Below are 19,584 nucleotides of genomic sequence, written 5' to 3' on the forward strand. Positions count from 1 at the left end.
AACTGCTACACGGGCTGTATTTCCAATTTTCAGGTTTGAGCAACATACCTGCTACCCTAATAAAGCACGTAGGTAAAAATCGGTTCAGCAAAATGAATGGTAAATTGATCGTATTTGAAGGGGTAGAAGGTTGCGGCAAAACAACTCAGATACAACTTTGTAGTAAGTGGTTGCAAAGCCTGGGTATCTCTGTCGCAGTGACTCGTGAACCGGGAGGAACTCCTTTAGGCTTGCATCTGAGGCACTTGTTACTAGAAAAGTCACTAGATCAGCCGATCGCTGATAGAACAGAATTATTATTATACGCTGCTGACCGATCGCAACACGTGGAAGAAGAACTCAGACCAAATCTTGCAGCCGGGAAAATAATATTATGCGATCGCTATACTGACTCCACCATTGTTTACCAAGGTTATGGTCGCGGCTTAGATATGAGTTTAATCCATAAGCTCAACAGCATTGCCACCGATGGCTTAGAAAGTGATATTACCCTATGGCTTGATCTTGATGTTGAGGTTGGATTAACCCGCAAACGTGGAACAACTAGGGGGCTAGACCGCATTGAACAAGAAGCAATTGCCTTTCATCGTCGCATACAACAAGGATATGCAGAATTAGCTACAACCGAACCACACAGAATTGTACGTATAGATGCTAGTGCCAGTGTAGAGATAGTAGAAAAACAAATTCAAGACGTTTTAACTCAGAGACTTAAATTAGACCTATTGCATGAATTCTAAAAACCCCCATGAACGAGAGGAATTAGATAATCGGTATTAGTTACACAATTTTACTAACCTTATCCAAGTTTAGTAATTTCAATTTTCTGTGCATCCACACAAGTAATACGATGTCCGCTTAAACACTTATTATTCAGACTAACGCACTGACGACCAGACACAGCGGACAAGGGAGAAATTTTAATCGTAAGTGATTAGCCAGACTTGATATAAACTTAAGTTTTCTAATGACAAATTATATTTGCTCATGCTTTTTTAAAGATATCAGGATAGTCTCCAATCATGCTGATTTCAGCATGATTGATTGTTGTAGTTACTGCTACAGTATGATTTAACAATATTCACTATTCTACTCATCATATAGATAGATGCGTAGTTTTGATTTTGACGATATTATTTGATTTTAGCTAGTAAATATAAAATTTAAATTTCACGTAAATATTGAATATTCTTCGATTAATTAAAAGCATTTTTCTGCTTTTATCCACAAAAAATAAATTATTTAAATAACGAGATTTTAGAAAGAGTAAAATCAGAAATATTTGGACATATTAATGATATCAAATGAATTTCATACACTTAATGGTTTACAGATACTTTTAGTAGAGAACTTTTGTACTGCAAGACGCTGGAGGAGGCGTAATAGTAGTAACAGCAATTAGTCAAGCACTCTTAGCACTCGAATATATGAAACCAAGTATCTTGATCAGTAGCATTAATTTACTAGATGGAAATGGCTGCTCGTTAATCCAGAAGGTTCGCTCCCGTGAGCAAGAACTCGGTGAATTTATTCCAGCTATTGCCGTAACAGGTTACTTGAGAGATGATGAAGATATCCTCGTACTCAATGCAGGTTTTCAGACGCACCTAACCAAACCTATTGATCCCGATAGATTAGTAAAAGTAGTTGCCAGTCTATCTGATAAAAAATAATTATTACAATAATGAATCTACTTACTTAAACCAAAATTAAGACAATGAAGCTTTGCAGCTATTTTGAAGAACTCTTATGATCGGGATGCATAAATTTGAGAATCGTAGTGTGGATGGAAATTGGGGTAATGCTAAAATCTCGACAACCGTTGGTTACACAAAAAGTCATAGTTCTGCATCCAGCATATGTAGCGGGAAAGCTTGGAGTAGTTTGTGGTGAAGAATTACTTTCAAATGGTCGCCCAACAGGACGCTGGCTAATTCAAGTAGATTGTACTTCAGAGCGTATCATAGTATCATTGCCCCGGGATGAATTTGAATTACTTAATCAAGATGCAGAACAAGTTTAGGTTGTATTTGGTCTAATTCAAAACTTGGAACCACTTCGCAGATTTATAAATGCGATCGCTGCTTGATCAAGAAACCATCATTAATTAATTGAGTTTAAAACATCAAATATTTATCGGAGAAATTTTAAACATTCAGCTTTCCTAACAATAAAATCTGTGAAAATATCAATAATTGTATCCCGGAAAGGCCACTCCCTCCCCTCCTTAGCCGATTTAGATGTTGTAGCCACTGGGCAAGTCCATGATCAAGTCGTATGCATAGGCAGTTTCAGATGACGTTTCCTTCTAATCTTTCGATTCATTACTCAAAATCCTATCGTAAGGGGGAAGTTTTAATTTTACAGATATGTTAAGAATTGATTTGATAACTTTGCGAACTATATTATTTTTAAGTATATGAAACGTTCAGCCTGCCTCATTTTTAATCCAGTAGCAGGTCAGGGCGACTCAGAGCAAGAGTTGGCACAAATTCGAGCTATCTTAGAGCCAGAAATCGACCTGGATATTCACTTCACAACACAAGAAATCTGTGCCGATCAACTAGCACACGATGCTGTGCAAAGAGGAGTAGATGCTATCATTGCTTCTGGAGGAGATGGCACTCTCTCGGCAGCAGCAGCGGCTGTAGTAGGTAGTGATATTCCATTTGGCATCATTTCTCGTGGAACAGCAAACGCCTTTGCCACAGCCTTAGGCATACCAGACACAATTGAAGGTGCTTGCAAAACAATTTTGCAAGGTGGAACGCGGATTGTAGATACTGCCACTTGCAACGGTTATCCAATGGTACTGCTGACAGGTATTGGCTTTGAAGCAGAAACCGTAGAAAAAGCAGATCGGGAATCGAAAAATCGTTTTGGTTTCTTGGCTTATATCATAGCTGGATTTAAACAATTAAGTGAATTACAGTCATTTGATGTAGAAATTGAAACTGAAGATAAAGTAATTTCAACTTGTGCAGCAGCAGTAACAGTAGCAAATGCTGCACCTGCTACATCCGTTTTAGCCCAAGGGCCAGCAGGACTAATTGTAGATGACGGATTGCTGGATTTAACTATAGTAGCTCCGGCTAACAGAGCAGCTGCGATCGCGGCTACATTTCACTTATTTCAGACAGCTTCTGTGGCTATTCCAGCAGAAAGAAATGACATTGGATATCTACGAGCTAAAAAATTTAAAATTACAACCGAGCCACCTCAAAAAGTTGTTGTTGATGGTGAAGTTCTAGGAAAAACTCCAGTAGAAATTGAGTGCATACCAGCAAGTCTAAAAGTTTTTGTACCCCTAGCGCAAGAGGAACTTCCTCCTCCAGAAAAGTTAGAGGGATTACCTAACTTAAACATTCAGGTCAAACAAACCAATGAAAGCTTTGACTCTTAAGAAGGTAGTCCCGATGAAAAAATTTCACCGCCATGCATGAAAATGTGGCAGCTTCCACTCAAGGCTGAGACAACTAAGAGGTTTTTGACAAACAACGACCTAAAAGTGTCAAGAAACTCTTGGAGAAGCTTGGTTATTCTCTATGCTTTAATCATCTACTACATTTACCTTTCGCTTCTTCTGCTGCTTGGTAGTCTGGTTTGAGTTTGAGGGCTGCTTCTAAAGCAACAATTCCGTCTGAAAATTGGGACAACCGACAATGAGTCTGTCCTATGTAATACAAAGCTTCTGCTTTTTGAGTATCTGTCAAAGGAGATTCATTTAGCATCTGCTGAAATTGAGCGATCGCTTGTTTATATTGCTTTAAACCTTGAAGTGCTAAACCCCGACCCCGCAAAGCAGTAAAATATTGTGGATCGTTCATTAAAGCTTTATCAAAAGCTGCAAGAGCTTCTGTATATTGTTTTTTTTGCCATAGCACCTTACCTCTGTGGCTATATGCAATTGTTAACTCTCTGGTAATATTTTGTTGCGGATTAGCTTTTTGCATTTTTTGCAACAGGTTAATTGCTTCATCAATAGTGATCAGTGCTGTATCAATTTGTTTAAGTGCTAATAATGATTCGGTTTTATTAATCCAAAATATCGGGTCTTTGGTGTCAAGAGCGATCGCTGTGTCAAAAGCAGAGACAGCCTCATAGTATTGCTGGAGATTATAAAGCGCTTCTCCTTGACAATTCCAAGCATACACAGCTTTTGGTTCTATAATCGTAGCTGTCGAGCAGGACTCTAACATCTTGTTATATTCTTGCAAACCAGCGAGTGCATAACCTCGGTTAGTCCAAGCTTGATAGTAATTGCTATCGATGTTGAGAAGTTTGTCGAATTTAGCGATCGCCTTTTTATATTCTCCTTGATTGAAGAGTTTATTCCCTTCTTGAAAAAGAATGTTTACTTCTATATTTTTATAAAAACTCCAGCAAAGAGCGCTGAATCCAAGTATTGCTAGTAAAATCCAAATACCTCGAAATATTAAAACTCTTGGTTGAAAAATTAAATTTTTGGCCTTAAGTATAGATCCTGGAAATAAGTTGTCAGAAGTCATTCTAGATCTGCTTGGAGGTGTAATTTCCAGCATGTTTGCTAATTGTTGGTCAACCCAGCTTAAATTAAAAACAGATTCGTAGATGTGGTTCGATGTCTTTAATTTATTTTCTTGCTCAACAACTAAGCCTAAATTTAATAACTCTGTTTGAATTGGACTGTCCTGTACTGGTAATTCTCCTTGTTGCAAAATTCGTTGATACAACCTCAACAGCCATATTGAGTCACATCTGGGATTCGCAATCAAACCATCGTGAATTATCTGTAAATGTTCAGCAGCTATCTGAGTTTGCCAATTTGCAATCAAGTTATTTTGTACTAACTGTTCAACTATGGCTGCTTCTTCACCAGCACCAATAAAACTTTCATACTCACACAGTAATTGACAAACCTTTTGAGTCAGGAAAGGTTGAGCGCCTGTCCACCCCAGCACCTCTTGTACTAATATTTCTGGGCAACTAGCTTTTTCATGTAGCTGAAAAACTTTAATTGGATTTTGAATTAAAGGTTGTAACCGTTCTAGTTGTTGATTTACCCAATCCAAATTAAACACATATTGGTAAATGCGGTTGGCTACTTTTAATTTATCTTCTTGTTTAACTACTAATCCTATATTTAATAATTCTGTTTCAACTGAATAGTTTTGAATAGGGAACTCTGGATCTTGTAATATTTGTTGATAAAGTTTGAGCAGTTGAATGGGATCGCAGAATTGATTTTTGACTAAACTTTCCTGAATTGCTTGCAAATGTTCAGCAGCTATCTGAGTTTGCCAATTTGCAATCAAGTGATTTTGTACCAACTGTTCAACTATGGCTGCTTCTTCACCAGCACCAATAAAACTTTCATACTCACACAGTAATTGACAAACCTTTTGGGTTAGGAAAGGTTGAGCGTTTGTCCACAACAATACTTGTTCCAGTACAATATCTGAACGAGTTGCTTTTTCATCTAGTTCAAATAATTTGGTGGTGTTGTAAATAATAGGTCGCAAACGCCCTAATTCATGTTCAACCCAATTCAAATTAAAAACAGATTCGTAGATGCGGTTCGATATCCTTAATTTATTTTCTTGTTTAGCTACTAATCCTAAATTCAATAACTCTGTTTGGACTGAACTGTCGTGTACTAATAATTCTCCTTGTTGCAAAATTTGCTGATACAACCTCAAAAGCCATATTGAGTCACATCTGGGATTAGCAATCAAACCATCTTGAATTGTCTGTAAATGCTCAGCAGCTATCTGAGTTTGCCAATTTGCAATCAAGTGATTTTGTACTAATTGCTCAACTACGGCTGCTTCTTCACCAGCACCAATAAAACTTTCATACTCACACAGTAATTGACAAACCTTTTGAGTCAGGAAAGGTTGAGCGCCTGTCCACCCCAGCACCTCTTGTACTAATATTTCTGGGCAACTAGCTTTGTCTGCTAACTTGAATAATTTGACGGTGCTGCGAATAAAAGGTCGCAAATGCACTAAATCTTGGTGAACCCAACTCAATTTCACAATAGATGGGTGAGGAGAATTAGATTCTTTGATGTTGTCCTGTTGCACTGCTTACCCCAGATTCAGTAACTCTGTTTGTTTTGAGAAGCTATCGCCTGTAACTTGTTTCCGGTGCAAACTTGATTGATTGAATAAGTTTGTCTTTAACAGATAGTGTAATAGATAACTTGTAAAATCTATGATTAAACTGTTTTATGGTGAAGCCAAACAAGAAAATAATTCCTGTTGCACCGACACCCGCATTTACCTAAAGGCTTACTACCTCCCCTTGAGCTTGCTTTGATAAGGTATATACAATAGAAACTATTGTCAAGTTATGTGACTGATTTTAAACGTCTGTTTTATAGAATCTGTCAAACAATTTTGATTAATGATTATTAAGCATTTTGAGACACGATTATTGGTACTTTCATCATCTCGCTAATTAAAACCATATATTTATTTGTTATGAATCTTAAATATACTTAAGTATATAGGAAAAGCTACAAAAAATTATTGACTAAATATCAATCATAAGCATTGGGATTTGAGACTTAGGAACTTGGCACTGCTTATCATCTGTATCACTCAAGCTTTGAGAAGTATCCCGCCTCGGAATAAATTCCGAGTCTAATAGCATAATTCCGTTTTAAACGGACTCAAAGACTTTCCTAGTCAGATAAATCTGACTTAAGCTAAGAGCCAAGAAATTTATTTCTTGGCGGGATGAAAAGTTGGTGCAAGATATGAATCTACTCAGATGTTATTGAAACATCAGCATAGGGAATCTTATGTGTAAGATCGATCCAACTACAAACCTATGCTAAGTACAGATGAGACCCAATCCCCCCTACAATTGCAGCATCGTCAAGATTTATTGCATCGAATCACATTACGGATTCGCCAGTCACTAGAGTTACAGGAAATTCTAGAAACGACCGTGGCTGAAGTGCGATCGCTATTAGGAACCGATCGCGTCAAAATTTATCGATTTCATGCTGATGGTAGTGGTGAGGTGATCGCCGAATCAATTCATGGCGATCGCCTACCTTCACTTTTGGGTTTAAATTTTCCCGCTGATGATATTCCGCCCTATGCGCGCGAACTCTTTATCAAATCGCGTCAGCGTGTTGTTGTCGATATAGTTACCCAAACGACAACAGGCACAAGCTTAAGAGAAAATCTGAATGAATCCACCACACAAGAACCAGAACAGCAGTTGCGTTATCGTCCGGTTGATCCTTGTCATGTGGAATATTTAACAGCAATGGGGGTACGCTCATCGGTTGTAGTCCCTATTTTGCATGATGATCGCCTTTGGGGTCTGTTGGTGTCACATCACTCCCAGCAACGTCATGTCAGCGAAGTTGAACTGCAATTTATTCAAGCTGTTAGCGATCAAGTTGAAGTGGCGATCGCTCAATCAACTTTGCTGAGCCAAATGCGCGAACAAGCAGAAAGAGAAGCCAAAGTCAATCAACTTACCACTGTGTTACATCGTTTGCCAACTGTGCAACTCCAGGCTGCTTTGGAAACAGTGGTGGAAATTTTTCAAGCATCCGGTGGACGACTATATCTCATGTCTCAAACACCTAATCAAGTTGATCAATTTTACGTGTATGGTGAACAGCCCACCGAACTAGTCAACGGTGGTGGACGACAAATTGAACAACATTTACTTTGGCAACAATATCTGCGATCGCCCGATCAGGAGATTTACAAAGTCGCAGCGCCTCAAGATTCGAGACAACAACTGTGGTCACAGTCAATATACCTATCTGGGGATGAATGCCCTAATCCTAACTGCTGGGCAATTAACGACATCTACCAAGAACCCATCTTTCGCACGATTGTCACTTCCTTTGCGTCTACCCAAGTGCGAGGTTTGTTGATTGTCCCCTTACGCTACGGTAAGCAAGCGATCGGCTGTCTGACTATTTTCCGCAACGAAATTGCAACAGAAAGGTTATGGGCAGGGCGTTGTGACAACGACACCCGGCAAATCATAACGCAAATCTCATTTGAGACTTGGCGAGAACTCAGGCGTGGACAAGCAAAACCCTGGACAGAAAATGAGAAGAAACTGGCTGAGGTGATCGGGGGACATTTGGTCATGGCAGTACAGCAATATCGCCTTTATAGCCAAGTACAATCGCTCAATGCGAATCTGGAACGACAGGTAGAAGAACGCACGGCGGAACTACAACATCTGTTAGAACAGCAACAAGCTCTTTCCAACGGAATTGCTAAAATTCGCGCTTCGCTCAAACTAGGTGAAATTTTTCAAACTACGACTGAAGAGGTTTATCGGCTGTTGCAAGTTGATCGTGTAGTGATCTATCAGTTCAATCCGGACTGGAGTGGTGGCTTTATTGCCGAGGCTGTTGGAGAGAGTTGGACTAGCCTCCAGCAAGCCCAAGCCAGTAATACAGACATCCAAACTTACGTATCACAAAGCGATCGCTGTATTGTCAGTAATTTTCTAGATGCGCCTGTCCCCAACATTGACACCTATCTCCAGGAAACCCAAGGAGGAGATTTTAGCCGAGGCTGTGCTGTCAAACGGGTTGATGACGTTGATACTATGAACTTTTCAGACTGCTATCGAGCAGTGCTGCAACAATTTCAGTGCCAAGCATACGTAATTGTTCCCATTTTCCAAGCAGACAAGTTATGGGGATTACTGGCAGTTTACCAAAATTCTGGCCCTCGCCAATGGAAAGATATAGACATTGCTTTAGTGATGCAAACCTCAGATCAACTAGGGGTTGCCATTCAACAAGCAGAACTGCTGGAACAAACTCAGTCGCGAACTCAGCAGTTAACTAAAACTTTAGAAGACCTAAAACAGACGCAAACCCAACTGGTGCAAACTGAAAAAATGTCCAGTCTCGGACAATTGGTGGCTGGTGTTGCCCATGAGATTAACAACCCCATCAGCTTTATTTATGGCAATGTTATCCATGCTACAGAGTATATCCAGCAATTACTAGAGGTGATTCGTCTTTATCAACAACGCTATCCAGAACCAGACACAGAATTACGCACTTACCTGAAAAAGATTGACCTAGATTTTATTACAGAAGATTTACCTCATTTACTGTCATCTATGAAAATTGGTACTGAACGAATTCAGGAAATTGTCCAATCTTTGCGTACTTTCTCGCGGCTTGATGAAGCTGAGTTCAAATCCGTGGATATTCATGCAGGTATTGACAGCACACTAATGATTTTAGCCCACCGCCTCAAAGCACAACCAGATCGACAGGCAATCCAAATCATTAAAGATTACGGTCAATTGCCTTTGGTTGATTGTTATCCAGGTCAGTTGAATCAAGTATTTATGAATCTTCTGTCTAATGCAATTGATGCTTTAGAAGAACAGAGCAACCAAAGATTGCCCGAACACAATTACACCAGCCAAATCAAAATTAGTACCCGTGTGATTGCCGAACAACAGGTTCGGATTTGCATTGCTGACAACGGTATTGGCATGAGTGAAGGTGTGCGATCGCGTCTATTTAACCCCTTCTTCACAACCAAACCCATCGGTAAAGGTACGGGTTTAGGCTTATCTATTAGTTACCAAATCATCACTGATGGTCATAAGGGAAAACTCTCTTGCCAATCTACTCCAGGGCAAGGTACAGAATTTGCGATCGAGATTCCAATTCGGCACTATTCTAAACTTTGAAAAAGCACCAGGCGACGGTCAGCCGGACCCCAGCTGCTACGACGCAAAGTGGGTTCTTGTCAACCGTAATACCAATCAAGCGTAGAAAAGACCATCAATCAAAATGTAGCTATTGTTGTGACAAATTAATTTAGCTAGAGAGAAAAGAGGCTACATTTTTCTCTTGACTACAAAACTTTGAGACCATAGCTTGCACCTAGCTCTGGTGCAAGATATCAGCTAAGCAAACTTATGTGTAATTTTGCGTTCTGTGTATGGAAACCGAGAATGTTCCTATTTTAACCTGTTTATTCCTGTTGACAGGTTTCCCGACAGCATGAAACTATCATCTAAACTTAATATTGGATATTGGCTTTTTATAAACTCAGTAATTTAATTTTTAACTGGTTGTTAATTTAACAATCTTTACTGCGAAATTTAATTATTAAGAAAAACAATTTATAAAACACTTGCAAAAAATTTCAAAAATACTCTACAATCAAAATTCATGTAAAATGATACATAATTAACTTTAAGCACAAAATAAAAGCTTAGCATCACTAAAAAATACAAAAATTGGGTGTGCCTACTTGTTACTTAATAATGTGTTTCCCTCAAGTATAGTTTCGATTACTTTGGCTCGGCAAAAGAATTCCTTAACATATAGATGTTGATTTGAGGAGTTTGTTTAAGAGTTTGTAGCCCAAATCTGTGATTTGAGTGTGATCTTCATACTCTTAGTGAGGAATAATATGTCGCTGAATAGGCTGAAATCATTTTAGTTAGTCTTGCATTCATCCCTATTTGTTCAGTTTTATCGAAGCAACGCCGAAAAGAAAAATACAATATTTTGTTTTTGTATTTACATTGATTACAAGAATTAATACATGTTGTAGATTATTTCTTTTGAAAAGTAGAAACTCAGGAATCTGAACTTAATTGATGAATGAAATTATCTCCAGCCTCATGAAGTAGTGATTGTTTACTTGAGAAACACGAGCAATGTTGAAAATTGATCGCAGTAATTACCAACATATTTTTAAATCCGGACAAACACATGCAACAGCTACCCCAAAAGAACACAAATCTCTCTGGCAGCGATTTATAAGTCTGCCAGTCAGCAGCAAGAATTTGACGGTTTTAATTTTTTCTCAGTTAAGTCTGATTGTAGGTTTGGGTATTAACTCAACTGTAATCATGAATCGCAGTGTTCAAGGCCAATCACTGAAACAGGCAAAGTCAGAACTCAATATTGCAGATTTAAATTATAATATTAAATTAAATCAAGTCAACTTTAATTTGCACAATCAGGCAAATACAGACTTAACTAAAGCTATACCAAATCTAGATTTACCTGATAAATCAATACTTGCACAAGCAGCAGTACGTTCAGGTGAAATTGTCACCGGTCAAATAATTATTGATCAACAACCTTACGCGATCGCAGCAAAAGCAATTCCCAACATCACTATTACCACAGCTAAAGGAAATACCCCTGTAGTTACAGGTGAGCCAGTAGCTATTTTAGTGCAGATCACAAAAGAAACTGAACTGCAAACTTTAGTTAGACAAAATCGATTGCACTACGCCCTAGCAGCAGTTTTGGCTTTAATTGTGATTGGAATTTGGACGTATATATTTAAGCGGACTACTGTTCAACAAATCGAAAAACTCAAAGATGCGATCCAAAAATTTACTAATGGCGATCGCTTTGCAAGAGTTACAATTTACACGAACGACGAAGTAGGGCAATTAGCTGTAGCTTTTAATCAAATGGCAGAAACAATTGCTCAAAAAGCTTACCAGCAAGAAAATGAAGGCAAGATTGCTAAACAAGTCAATAGTATCAATTTGCGGATTCGCGGATTGCTCAACACTGCCCAAATTTTGAACGTAGCAGTCACAACCATGCGAGAAGTCATCAAAGTAGATAGAGTCGTTGTCTACCGCTTTGATGAAAATTGGGTGGGAACAATTGTAGCTGAGTGCGTTGATGATGAATGGCCAAGCGCTTTGGGTGCAGAGATTGCAGATCCTTGTTTTGCAAAAGACTACATTGACAAATATCAAAAAGGTCGCGTCCAAGCAATAGAAAATATTTATGAAGTAGGTTTAACCGAATGTCACATTGCTCAACTAGAAGCCTTTGCAGTCAAAGCAAATTTAGTCGCACCGATTTTGCTCAACAATAAGCTATATGGTTTACTGATAGCTCATCAGTGTTCTACTCCCCGCCAATGGCAAGAATCAGAAATCGATTTGTTTAAGCAAGTAGCAATTCCCATTGGTTATGCATTAGAACAAGCATACGTGTTGGAACACTCCGAAAAAGCCCGTTCGCGTGCAGAATTGCTCGCAATCGAACAAAGCCAACAAAAAGAAGCATTGCAACAGCAAATTATTAAACTACTGCGAGAAGTCGAAGGCGCATCCAAAGGTGATTTAACAGTGTACGCAGAAGTTACCCACGGGGAAATTGGTACAGTTGCAGACTTCTTCAACTGTATAGTTGAGAACCTCAGAGAAATAGTCACCAAAGTTAAAACATCGGCAATTCAGGTGAATACAGCCCTTGGAGAAAACGAAGGCGCAATTCGCCAACTCGCTAACGAAGCCATCAAACAAGCAGTGGAAATCAACCGTACCCTTGATAGTGTCGAACGCATGACACTTTCCATTGCAGATGTAGCAGATAATGCTCAAAAAGCCGCGCAAATTGCTCACACCGCTTCTTGTACTGCTCAAAAAGGCGAGATAGCAATGGATTTGACAGTAGAAAAAATCTTTAACTTGCGCTCCACAATTGACGACACAACCAAAAAAGTCAAACGTCTTGGCGATTCTTCCCAACAAATTTCTCGAATTGTCTCTTTAATTAACGAAATTGCTGTGCAAACCAACTTACTAGCAGTCAACGCTGGGCTAGAAGCTTCTAGGGCTGGTGAAAGCAGCCGGGGTTTTATGGTGGTTGCAACAGAAGTAGGTGAATTAGCAGCCCGTTGTTCTAACGCCACTCAAGAAATTAAGCAGATTGTCGAAAATATTCAACGAGAAACCAACGAAGTGATCAAAGCAATGGAACAGGGAACTACTCAGGTAGTCGAAGGTTCTCGCATCGTAGAAGATGCTAAAATCTCCCTCAATCAAATTTTGACAGTCTCTCGTGAAATTGATGAGTTAGTCCAATCAATTTCCCAAGCGACAGTTTCTCAAGTAGAAACATCCCAAGCAGTGACTAAATTAATCACAGAAATTTCTCAAGTGTCAGAAATTACTAGTGAATCCTCACGTAGTATTTCTCAATCATTGCAGGAAACCGTAGGAATTTCTCGGGAATTAGAAGCAACTGTGGAGAAATTTAAAGTGAAGTGATGGAATTGGGGATCAGGGAGATGGGGAGTGTGAGGAGTAATGTAGAGACGCGATGAATCGCGTCTGGGAGTGTGGGGAGTGTGAGGGGTAGTAACAACCACTGCACTGGTTCACCATTTGCGCGTCTACGCCCCTACTAACTACTAACCCATTACCCTTTCACCTTTCACCTTTCTCTTTGCCTTACCTTGTGCCAAATTAATCCAGCAACAATCAATCCTAAACCTACTTGCCAGATTGAGGATTCTACCCAAAATGCTAAGAACAGGCAAGATAAAAGACCCAGAACAGCTATCCATCTAGGATATAGTCGTTCTTGGGAACTCAGTTTTAAAGCGGCCAAGTTAGTAATTGCGTAGTAAATCAGGACGCTAAAAGCACTAAAAGACCATGTTGTCTTAACATTACCAACTATAACCAAAAGAGCGATCGCTACTCCCACTACTATTACAGACCAATAGGGAGTAGTTTGTTGTTGGTTCAAACGTGATAAAAATCTGGGGGCGTCGTGGCGACGTCCCATCGCTAGCAATACACGGGATAACCCCAGAATCAAGTTCAGCAGTACACCCAACATCGCTGTCATTGCGCCAATGGCTAGCACCAACGCACCGCCGACACCAGTTACATCCCGGGCTACCACCTCTAATGGCGCAGCCTTTGTCTGCTGGGTAGCACCAGCTAAAACATCTACCCCCACAGCCCCAATTGTAACTGTCGCCACTGCTATGTAAAGCAGCATTGTCACCGCAAGACAAACTATCATCGCTTTAGGAATAGTCTGTCTTGGCGATCGCGCTTCTTCTCCCAGGGTAGCAATGCGACCATAGCCAGTATAGGCAACAAACATCAGGGCGCTAGCATGGAGAACATCAGCTACCGAACCTGTAAAAAAAGGTGCAAAGTTCTCCCTTCCTCCTTGAATAGCACCGGGAAGACAAACCAGAATCAAAAACCCTAAAGATAAAAAAGTGACAGATACAATCGCAATATTGGCAAAATTTGAGCGGCGGATACCATTTAAGACAATCAGTGTCATTACCACCACAGCCAAAAAAGCTGTCGGAACCACCCAGCCAGAATTTATACCCAAAATATTTAATAAGTAGGCAGCAAAACCTAAAGCAGCAGTAGCAGCAGAGGCTGTCTTTGCCACCAAAAACATCCAGCCAGCTGTAAAACCGAAGCTAGGAGTCAGATATTTATAACCATATTCATAACTACCACCACTCAGGGGATGATTTGCTGCTAGTTGGGCGCTGCTGAGTCCATTAAAAATGGCGACAATCGCCCCAATTGCCACAGCTAAAATCACCGCAGGGCCAGCTATTCCAGCCGCAATTCCAATACTAACAAATACACCAGTACCAATAATGGAACCTAGTCCCATGAGAGTAGCACCAAACACCCCTAACTCTCGTTTCAATTGTGGCTGTGAGTTGCCTACAGACATGCTTTTTTTGATCTCTCTGTCTCAATGCCGACCACTACAGGAACGCTAGCAGATATTTCTATTATTCGATATTTTCGTTTGACGTTTTGTCATCATTCTTAGGAGACAAATTTTTATCTCTACTGAAGAATAGGAATACTTAAAATTAACTTAATACTTCCTTAACTAAAGAGCAGAAAAAGCAACAAGATTCTTCTTGAATATATAAATTTTCGATGTTGGTCTTAAGAAAAATCTTTCCCTAAATAGTTTATTTACTAGTTCTTGATGTTCAATTAGTTTTTTATAGAGTTTGTAAAGTTTGTCTAATATCATGATTACCTTTTGCTTTCTCAGAAGCAATTACTTATATATTTTTAATTATTGATATTTCCTTGGCATTGTATTTATTAATTATGAAGATAAGCATAATTATACCGTGTTTAAATGCAGCAGAGACTATAGGTGTGCAACTGGAAGCACTTGCAAATCAACAATGGTCACAGCCGTGGGAAGTGATCATTGCTGATAATGGTTGCACTGACAATACAGCATCCATAGTAGAACAATATCAAACACGCATACCCAATCTCCGTATTGTCGATGCATCTGACCGCAAAGGAGCATCACATGCTCGTAATATTGGTGCAAAAGCTGCCCAAGGTGAGTCACTGTTATTTATTGATGCTGATGATGAGGTTGCACCTGGATGGTTAGCAGCCATGGGGGAAGCACTTGCAAAAAACGACTTTGTTACTGGTCATAATGATTACAACAAGCTCAGTGATACTTGGGTAGTAAAGTGTTATCAACTGGAAAATGGTACTGGGATCATGGAAAACACCTACTACCTGCCGTTTGCAGGTAGCGGCAATTTGGGTATCAAACGTGCCATTCATGAAAAAATTGGTGGTTTTGATGAAGCTTTATACCAAAGCGAAGATGTAGATTATTGCTGGAGAGCTTACTATGTAGGAACTAAACTTCACTACGTCCCGGATGCGATCGCTTATATCCGCTTACGTGGTAACTTAGCTAGTATATATCGTCGCAGTTGGGCTGTAGGTAAAGGCGTAATTTTAGTGTATAAAAAACACCGACCACTTGGTATGCCTCAAATGGTGTCATGGAAAACTTTTTTAAAAACCTCATTCACCTTGACCATACAAATTCTACTTTTGCAAATCCGGGACAAAGAAAGTTTAGCTAAATGGTTAATGAGTTTGGCTTGGCGGGGAGGGCAATTGTGGGGTTGTATTAAGTATCAATATTTACCAATCTAGATCTCCCTCAAATTTCAATATTATAAACACAATTTTAATTGTCCCTAGCTGTGTTGCGAAAACTTTGAATAGACTTCAAATTCAATGAGTAGAGGTTTAGGTATACTAAATCTCTACTGTATCTTCCTGAAAACTAATCTTTTACTTATCTGTATTATGTACCTACAAAAAATTTCTTTTCTACAAGGAAAGCTATCAAATATATTGCAATTTATTCAAGCAGAAATATTATTTGATTGGATTTTACCTCAAAAAAGTCAACCGTTAACAGTAACTCAAAAATCAACATTGGTGTTTTCTCCCCACCAAGATGATGAAACTTTAGGCTGTGGTGGCTTAATAGCTCTTAAACGTGAACTTGGAGTTCCGGTCAAAGTTGTTTTTATCACCGATGGGCATAAATCATACTTAGACATTAAACCCGAGGATATAGTTCAAGTCCGCAAGCAAGAAGCCCAAGAAGCATTAAATATATTGGGTGTAGCATCATCAGACATATACTTTATCGACCAACCCGATGGTGAATTACGGCAAATATCTGATGAGCAGCAACTGCATACTATTAATCAGTTAGTGCATATATTGCAGTCCTTTCAACCAGAGGAAATCTATGTTCCTCATCAAAAAGATAAACACCCAGACCATGAGGCTACTTATGATTTGGTGAAAGATGCACTCAACAAGTCTGGAATCAAAGCTCAACTTTTTCAATATACAGTTTGGTTATTTTGGGGAATGCCACTGCTGCTGTTTCGGCTAAATTTAGAAAAGCTAGGTCAGTCTTATGTGGTATCTATCAAATCTGTACTAGAAAAAAAACAACGAGCTTTCCAAGTTTATCGTTCTCAACATCACATCTTTGCTCGTAGCTTTATTGGGCGATTTTTTAAACCTACTGAAATATTTTTTAAAAGTTAATTTTACAAATCAAGAATAAATTTCGATGACACCAACTTAAGTAGCTGGTGTCATTATTATACTAAGATTCGACTTTTACACCCCGCCAGAAAGCAACATAACCCTCAATCTGTTTTGCTTTCTCTTTAGTAGTGGGATAGTACCAAGCTGCATCTTTATTAACTTGTCCATCAACTTCAACGCTGTAGTAACTAGCAACACCTTTCCAAGGACAAGTGGTATGAGTGTCACTCTCTTTGAAGTACTCTTTATTAATCGAGTCAGGGGGAAAGTAATGGTTGCCTTCCACAACAACAGTATCATTACTTTCAGCTAGAACAGCACCATTCCAAATTGCTTTTGGCATAACTAAAGAACGCAAATAAACTTTACATATATAATTATGCTTTTTGTTGCCGGTGGCTGGGAAACTTGTTTCGTCGGGACTGCCTTCTGCCTGATTTTCAGATTAGAATAAATCAGTCATTTCTAGCAAAATTGGTATTTAAATCAGCCTTGTCTACTGAATTGGAACATCTCGACTCCCAAAAATATGGGTTAGCACTGCATACCACAACTCCTGAATTGGGTTTGGCAATCAGTAACTTTGCTGGAGATGCACGTTCTGGTATCTGGAATTTAGAGCGTGAACTATCCAGTCTCATGCATCAACACTTAATACAATTTATCCAACCCCAAGTTTGGGGAGACTTGGCTTTTATTGCTGTAGCTAGAGGTCCGGGTGGTTTTACTGGAACTCGTATCGGACTAGTTGCTGCTAGGACTTTAGGACAACAGTTAAATATTCCTGTATTTGCGATCTCCACATTGGCGGCGGTAGCTTTCTCACAAGCAAGCACAAGTGTAATTGCTGTGCAAATGCCAGCACAAAGGGGTCAAATTTTTGCTGCTATCTACCAACCTGCACCTGATGGTTTGGGGTTAAAAGCCTTGGTACCAGATACTGTATTGACACCAGAGGCATGGCAGAAAAAGTTAGAATCCTGGAATAGCGATGTTCAGCTGATTGAAGCAAAATCAGAATTAGCTGCTACAGTGACAAGTATTTTGCAGCTAGCGTATTTAGACTGGCAAACAGGAAAGCGTCTCCATTGGTCAGAAGCACTTCCTTTTTATGGTCAGCATCCTGTTGATGTGTAGTACTCCACCCGATTGATTTTGACCCCGGTTTATAATTGTCACGCTGTTACACAAACTGTCGGCTTCTTCTAAAAAATGGGTAGTTAAAAATATGGCGTTGCTGAATTTGGTCATGAATTATGTGTGCATACATTTTTGTAGTTCGATGCCGGCGTTGCTGAATCTGGTCATGAATTATGTTTGTATACATTTTTGTAGAGACGTAGCATTGCTACGTCTCTACATATCCGTGAATTGTAAATTCATATCTTGATTCAGCAACGCCAAAAATATTGCTATCTTGTCTTTTCGCCAACAAAATAATAAAGTTTTAATAGTATTTCCATATACAGAAATTCTACTCTTAATATTATTGATCGCAGATTTTCGGGCGGCTGAGTACACGTTAAGTTATGCAAAAATATATTGCTTAAATCTTTGCAAAGTCTTACAAGCAAAGAGCTAGAGATTGAGTACCAAAATGCCTAGCCCCTAGCCCAAAAATACTAGAACCCCCAGTCTAAAAATACTAGCACCCCTACCCCCAGAAAAATTTTAAATTTCCATTAAATGGGGGATAAGCGTGCTTGAGTACAACCTTAATTAATCCAATAAATCCAATCGCCATCGGTTGCACTGTCCCCTAAGCAGGCGTCTGGTATAAGCAGAAAAATAGCGCACTGCTTTTACTCAGAGCATTACCGATGCAACAGACATTAAACCCTATTCAAAATTCAAATACTGCCAAAACACCAGATAGTACAAATGGCATTTTTGAACCTTTGTGGAGTGATTTTCGCATTATTTTTGAGCGCGATCCAGCTGCCCGCAATTGGTTAGAGGTGCTGTTTTGCTATCCCGGATTCCATGCACTCTGTTTGCATCGCCTCGCCCACTGGTTGCACCGTCACAAGATAGCTTTTTTTCCTCGCTTGATTTCTCACTTAGGGCGATTTTTGACAGGAATTGAAATTCACCCAGGTGCAGAAATTGGTAAGGGAGTATTTATCGATCATGGCATGGGTGTTGTCATTGGTGAAACTGCTATTGTCGGAAACTACAGCTTGATTTATCAAGGTGTTACTCTCGGTGGAACTGGTAAAGAAACGGGTAAACGTCATCCTACCTTGGGTGAAAACGTTGTTGTGGGAGCAGGTGCAAAGGTTTTGGGCAATATTTCCATTGGTGCAGGGGCCCGGATTGGCGCAGGTTCAGTGGTGTTACGAGATGTCCCTAATGATTGCACTGTAGTGGGTATTCCTGGACGCAATATTTCCCATAAACAAAGTAAACACCTCTCTCCCCTAGAACACGGTAAACTCCCGGATGTAGAAGCAACCATCATTCGTTCTTTACTTGAACGCATTGAACAACTTGAACAACAAGTGCAAATTCTTAAAACTCAACAGTCAAAGGTCAAATAGTCAATGGTCAATTGTCATTTGTTGTTTGTTACAACCAACAATCAACTACCAACTACTCACCACTATCTACTAACTACTAACAATTAACCAAATAAATGTTACCACCTTATACTTCTTCTACCTTAGGCAATCACTATTATATTGTGCAGATTCCTTTAAGCGATCGCTGGCAAGTTTATCGCCGCTTACAGGAGTTAATGATTCCCTGTTTGTGTCATCCTGATGGTTCTTTACGGGTGCAGGTAGATAATTGTCTCACAGTCATTCTTGTTCACAGTATCGTTAAGCAATTTTTAGTCTCTCGTCAAGAATTAATTGATTGGCTAGAACGATGCTGGCAGTTGTGATGATTTTACCAAGTATTTTA

The 19,584-nt window shown here is 39.4% G+C and carries 14 protein-coding genes; 11 read left to right on the top strand and 3 right to left on the bottom strand.

Annotated features, from left to right (window positions below; genetic code table 11):
- Positions 1-92: 92 nt before the first annotated feature.
- From tmk to NIES592_RS10505, 4 genes are all read left to right on the top strand, one after another.
- Positions 93-740, top strand: a complete 648-nt coding sequence (tmk, locus tag NIES592_RS10490) for a dTMP kinase (RefSeq protein WP_073555703.1) — start codon at positions 93-95, stop codon at positions 738-740.
- 618 nt (positions 741-1,358) lie between these two features.
- A complete protein-coding gene (locus tag NIES592_RS10495) occupies positions 1,359-1,673 on the top strand; it encodes a response regulator (protein ID WP_073555704.1) in 315 nt (104 codons plus the stop codon).
- Positions 1,674-1,801: 128 nt separating this feature from the next.
- The gene (locus NIES592_RS10500; RefSeq protein ID WP_009456953.1) at positions 1,802-2,023 is read left to right on the top strand and encodes a hypothetical protein; all 222 of its coding nucleotides are present in this window, start codon (positions 1,802-1,804) and stop codon (positions 2,021-2,023) included.
- Between the two features lie 396 nt (positions 2,024-2,419).
- Entirely contained in the window at positions 2,420-3,403 is a 984-nt protein-coding gene (locus tag NIES592_RS10505; RefSeq protein WP_073555705.1) for a YegS/Rv2252/BmrU family lipid kinase, read from the top strand.
- A 151-nt stretch (positions 3,404-3,554) separates the two neighbouring features.
- Here NIES592_RS10505 and NIES592_RS10510 read toward each other — a convergent pair whose 3' ends face one another.
- On the bottom strand, positions 3,555-6,065 hold the full coding sequence (locus NIES592_RS10510; protein ID WP_256678109.1) for a tetratricopeptide repeat protein: 2,511 nt from the start codon (positions 6,063-6,065) through the stop codon (positions 3,555-3,557).
- Between the two features lie 751 nt (positions 6,066-6,816).
- On the opposite strand from NIES592_RS10510, the gene NIES592_RS10515 reads away from it, so the two are divergent.
- Both NIES592_RS10515 and NIES592_RS10520 read left to right on the top strand, forming a co-directional pair.
- Positions 6,817-9,690 (top strand): GAF domain-containing protein, encoded by a 2,874-nt coding sequence (locus NIES592_RS10515; RefSeq protein ID WP_073555706.1) that lies wholly within the window; start codon positions 6,817-6,819, stop codon positions 9,688-9,690.
- A gap of 981 nt (positions 9,691-10,671) precedes the next feature.
- Complete coding sequence (locus NIES592_RS10520) at positions 10,672-13,041, top strand: methyl-accepting chemotaxis protein (protein ID WP_073555707.1); 2,370 nt, start codon at positions 10,672-10,674, stop codon at positions 13,039-13,041.
- 166 nt (positions 13,042-13,207) lie between these two features.
- Here NIES592_RS10520 and NIES592_RS10525 read toward each other — a convergent pair whose 3' ends face one another.
- Positions 13,208-14,494 carry an APC family permease gene (locus NIES592_RS10525; protein ID WP_073555708.1) on the bottom strand — a complete coding sequence of 429 codons (1,287 nt, stop codon included), beginning with the start codon at positions 14,492-14,494 and terminating at the stop codon, positions 13,208-13,210.
- 395 nt (positions 14,495-14,889) lie between these two features.
- On the opposite strand from NIES592_RS10525, the gene NIES592_RS10530 reads away from it, so the two are divergent.
- A complete protein-coding gene (locus NIES592_RS10530; protein ID WP_073555709.1) occupies positions 14,890-15,756 on the top strand; it encodes a glycosyltransferase family 2 protein in 867 nt (288 codons plus the stop codon).
- A gap of 156 nt (positions 15,757-15,912) precedes the next feature.
- Positions 15,913-16,674 carry a PIG-L deacetylase family protein gene (locus NIES592_RS10535; protein ID WP_073555710.1) on the top strand — a complete coding sequence of 254 codons (762 nt, stop codon included), beginning with the start codon at positions 15,913-15,915 and terminating at the stop codon, positions 16,672-16,674.
- Between the two features lie 61 nt (positions 16,675-16,735).
- Here NIES592_RS10535 and NIES592_RS10540 read toward each other — a convergent pair whose 3' ends face one another.
- A complete protein-coding gene (locus tag NIES592_RS10540; RefSeq protein ID WP_009456962.1) occupies positions 16,736-17,020 on the bottom strand; it encodes a DUF427 domain-containing protein in 285 nt (94 codons plus the stop codon).
- Positions 17,021-17,169: 149 nt separating this feature from the next.
- On the opposite strand from NIES592_RS10540, the gene tsaB reads away from it, so the two are divergent.
- The 3 genes from tsaB (at position 17,170) to NIES592_RS10555 (ending at position 19,564) form a co-directional block, all read left to right on the top strand.
- The gene (gene tsaB / locus NIES592_RS10545; RefSeq protein ID WP_062250697.1) at positions 17,170-17,814 is read left to right on the top strand and encodes a tRNA (adenosine(37)-N6)-threonylcarbamoyltransferase complex dimerization subunit type 1 TsaB; all 645 of its coding nucleotides are present in this window, start codon (positions 17,170-17,172) and stop codon (positions 17,812-17,814) included.
- Positions 17,815-18,497: 683 nt separating this feature from the next.
- Positions 18,498-19,217 (top strand): serine O-acetyltransferase, encoded by a 720-nt coding sequence (gene cysE / locus NIES592_RS10550; protein WP_062248134.1) that lies wholly within the window; start codon positions 18,498-18,500, stop codon positions 19,215-19,217.
- 95 nt (positions 19,218-19,312) lie between these two features.
- Positions 19,313-19,564: an Asr1405/Asl0597 family protein gene (locus NIES592_RS10555; protein WP_009456965.1), complete on the top strand. Its 252-nt coding sequence runs from the start codon at positions 19,313-19,315 to the stop codon at positions 19,562-19,564.
- Positions 19,565-19,584: the final 20 nt, after the last annotated feature.

This window comes from Fischerella major NIES-592, from assembly GCF_001904645.1.
In the GTDB taxonomy this organism is placed as follows: Bacteria; Cyanobacteriota; Cyanobacteriia; order Cyanobacteriales; family Nostocaceae; genus Fischerella; species Fischerella thermalis.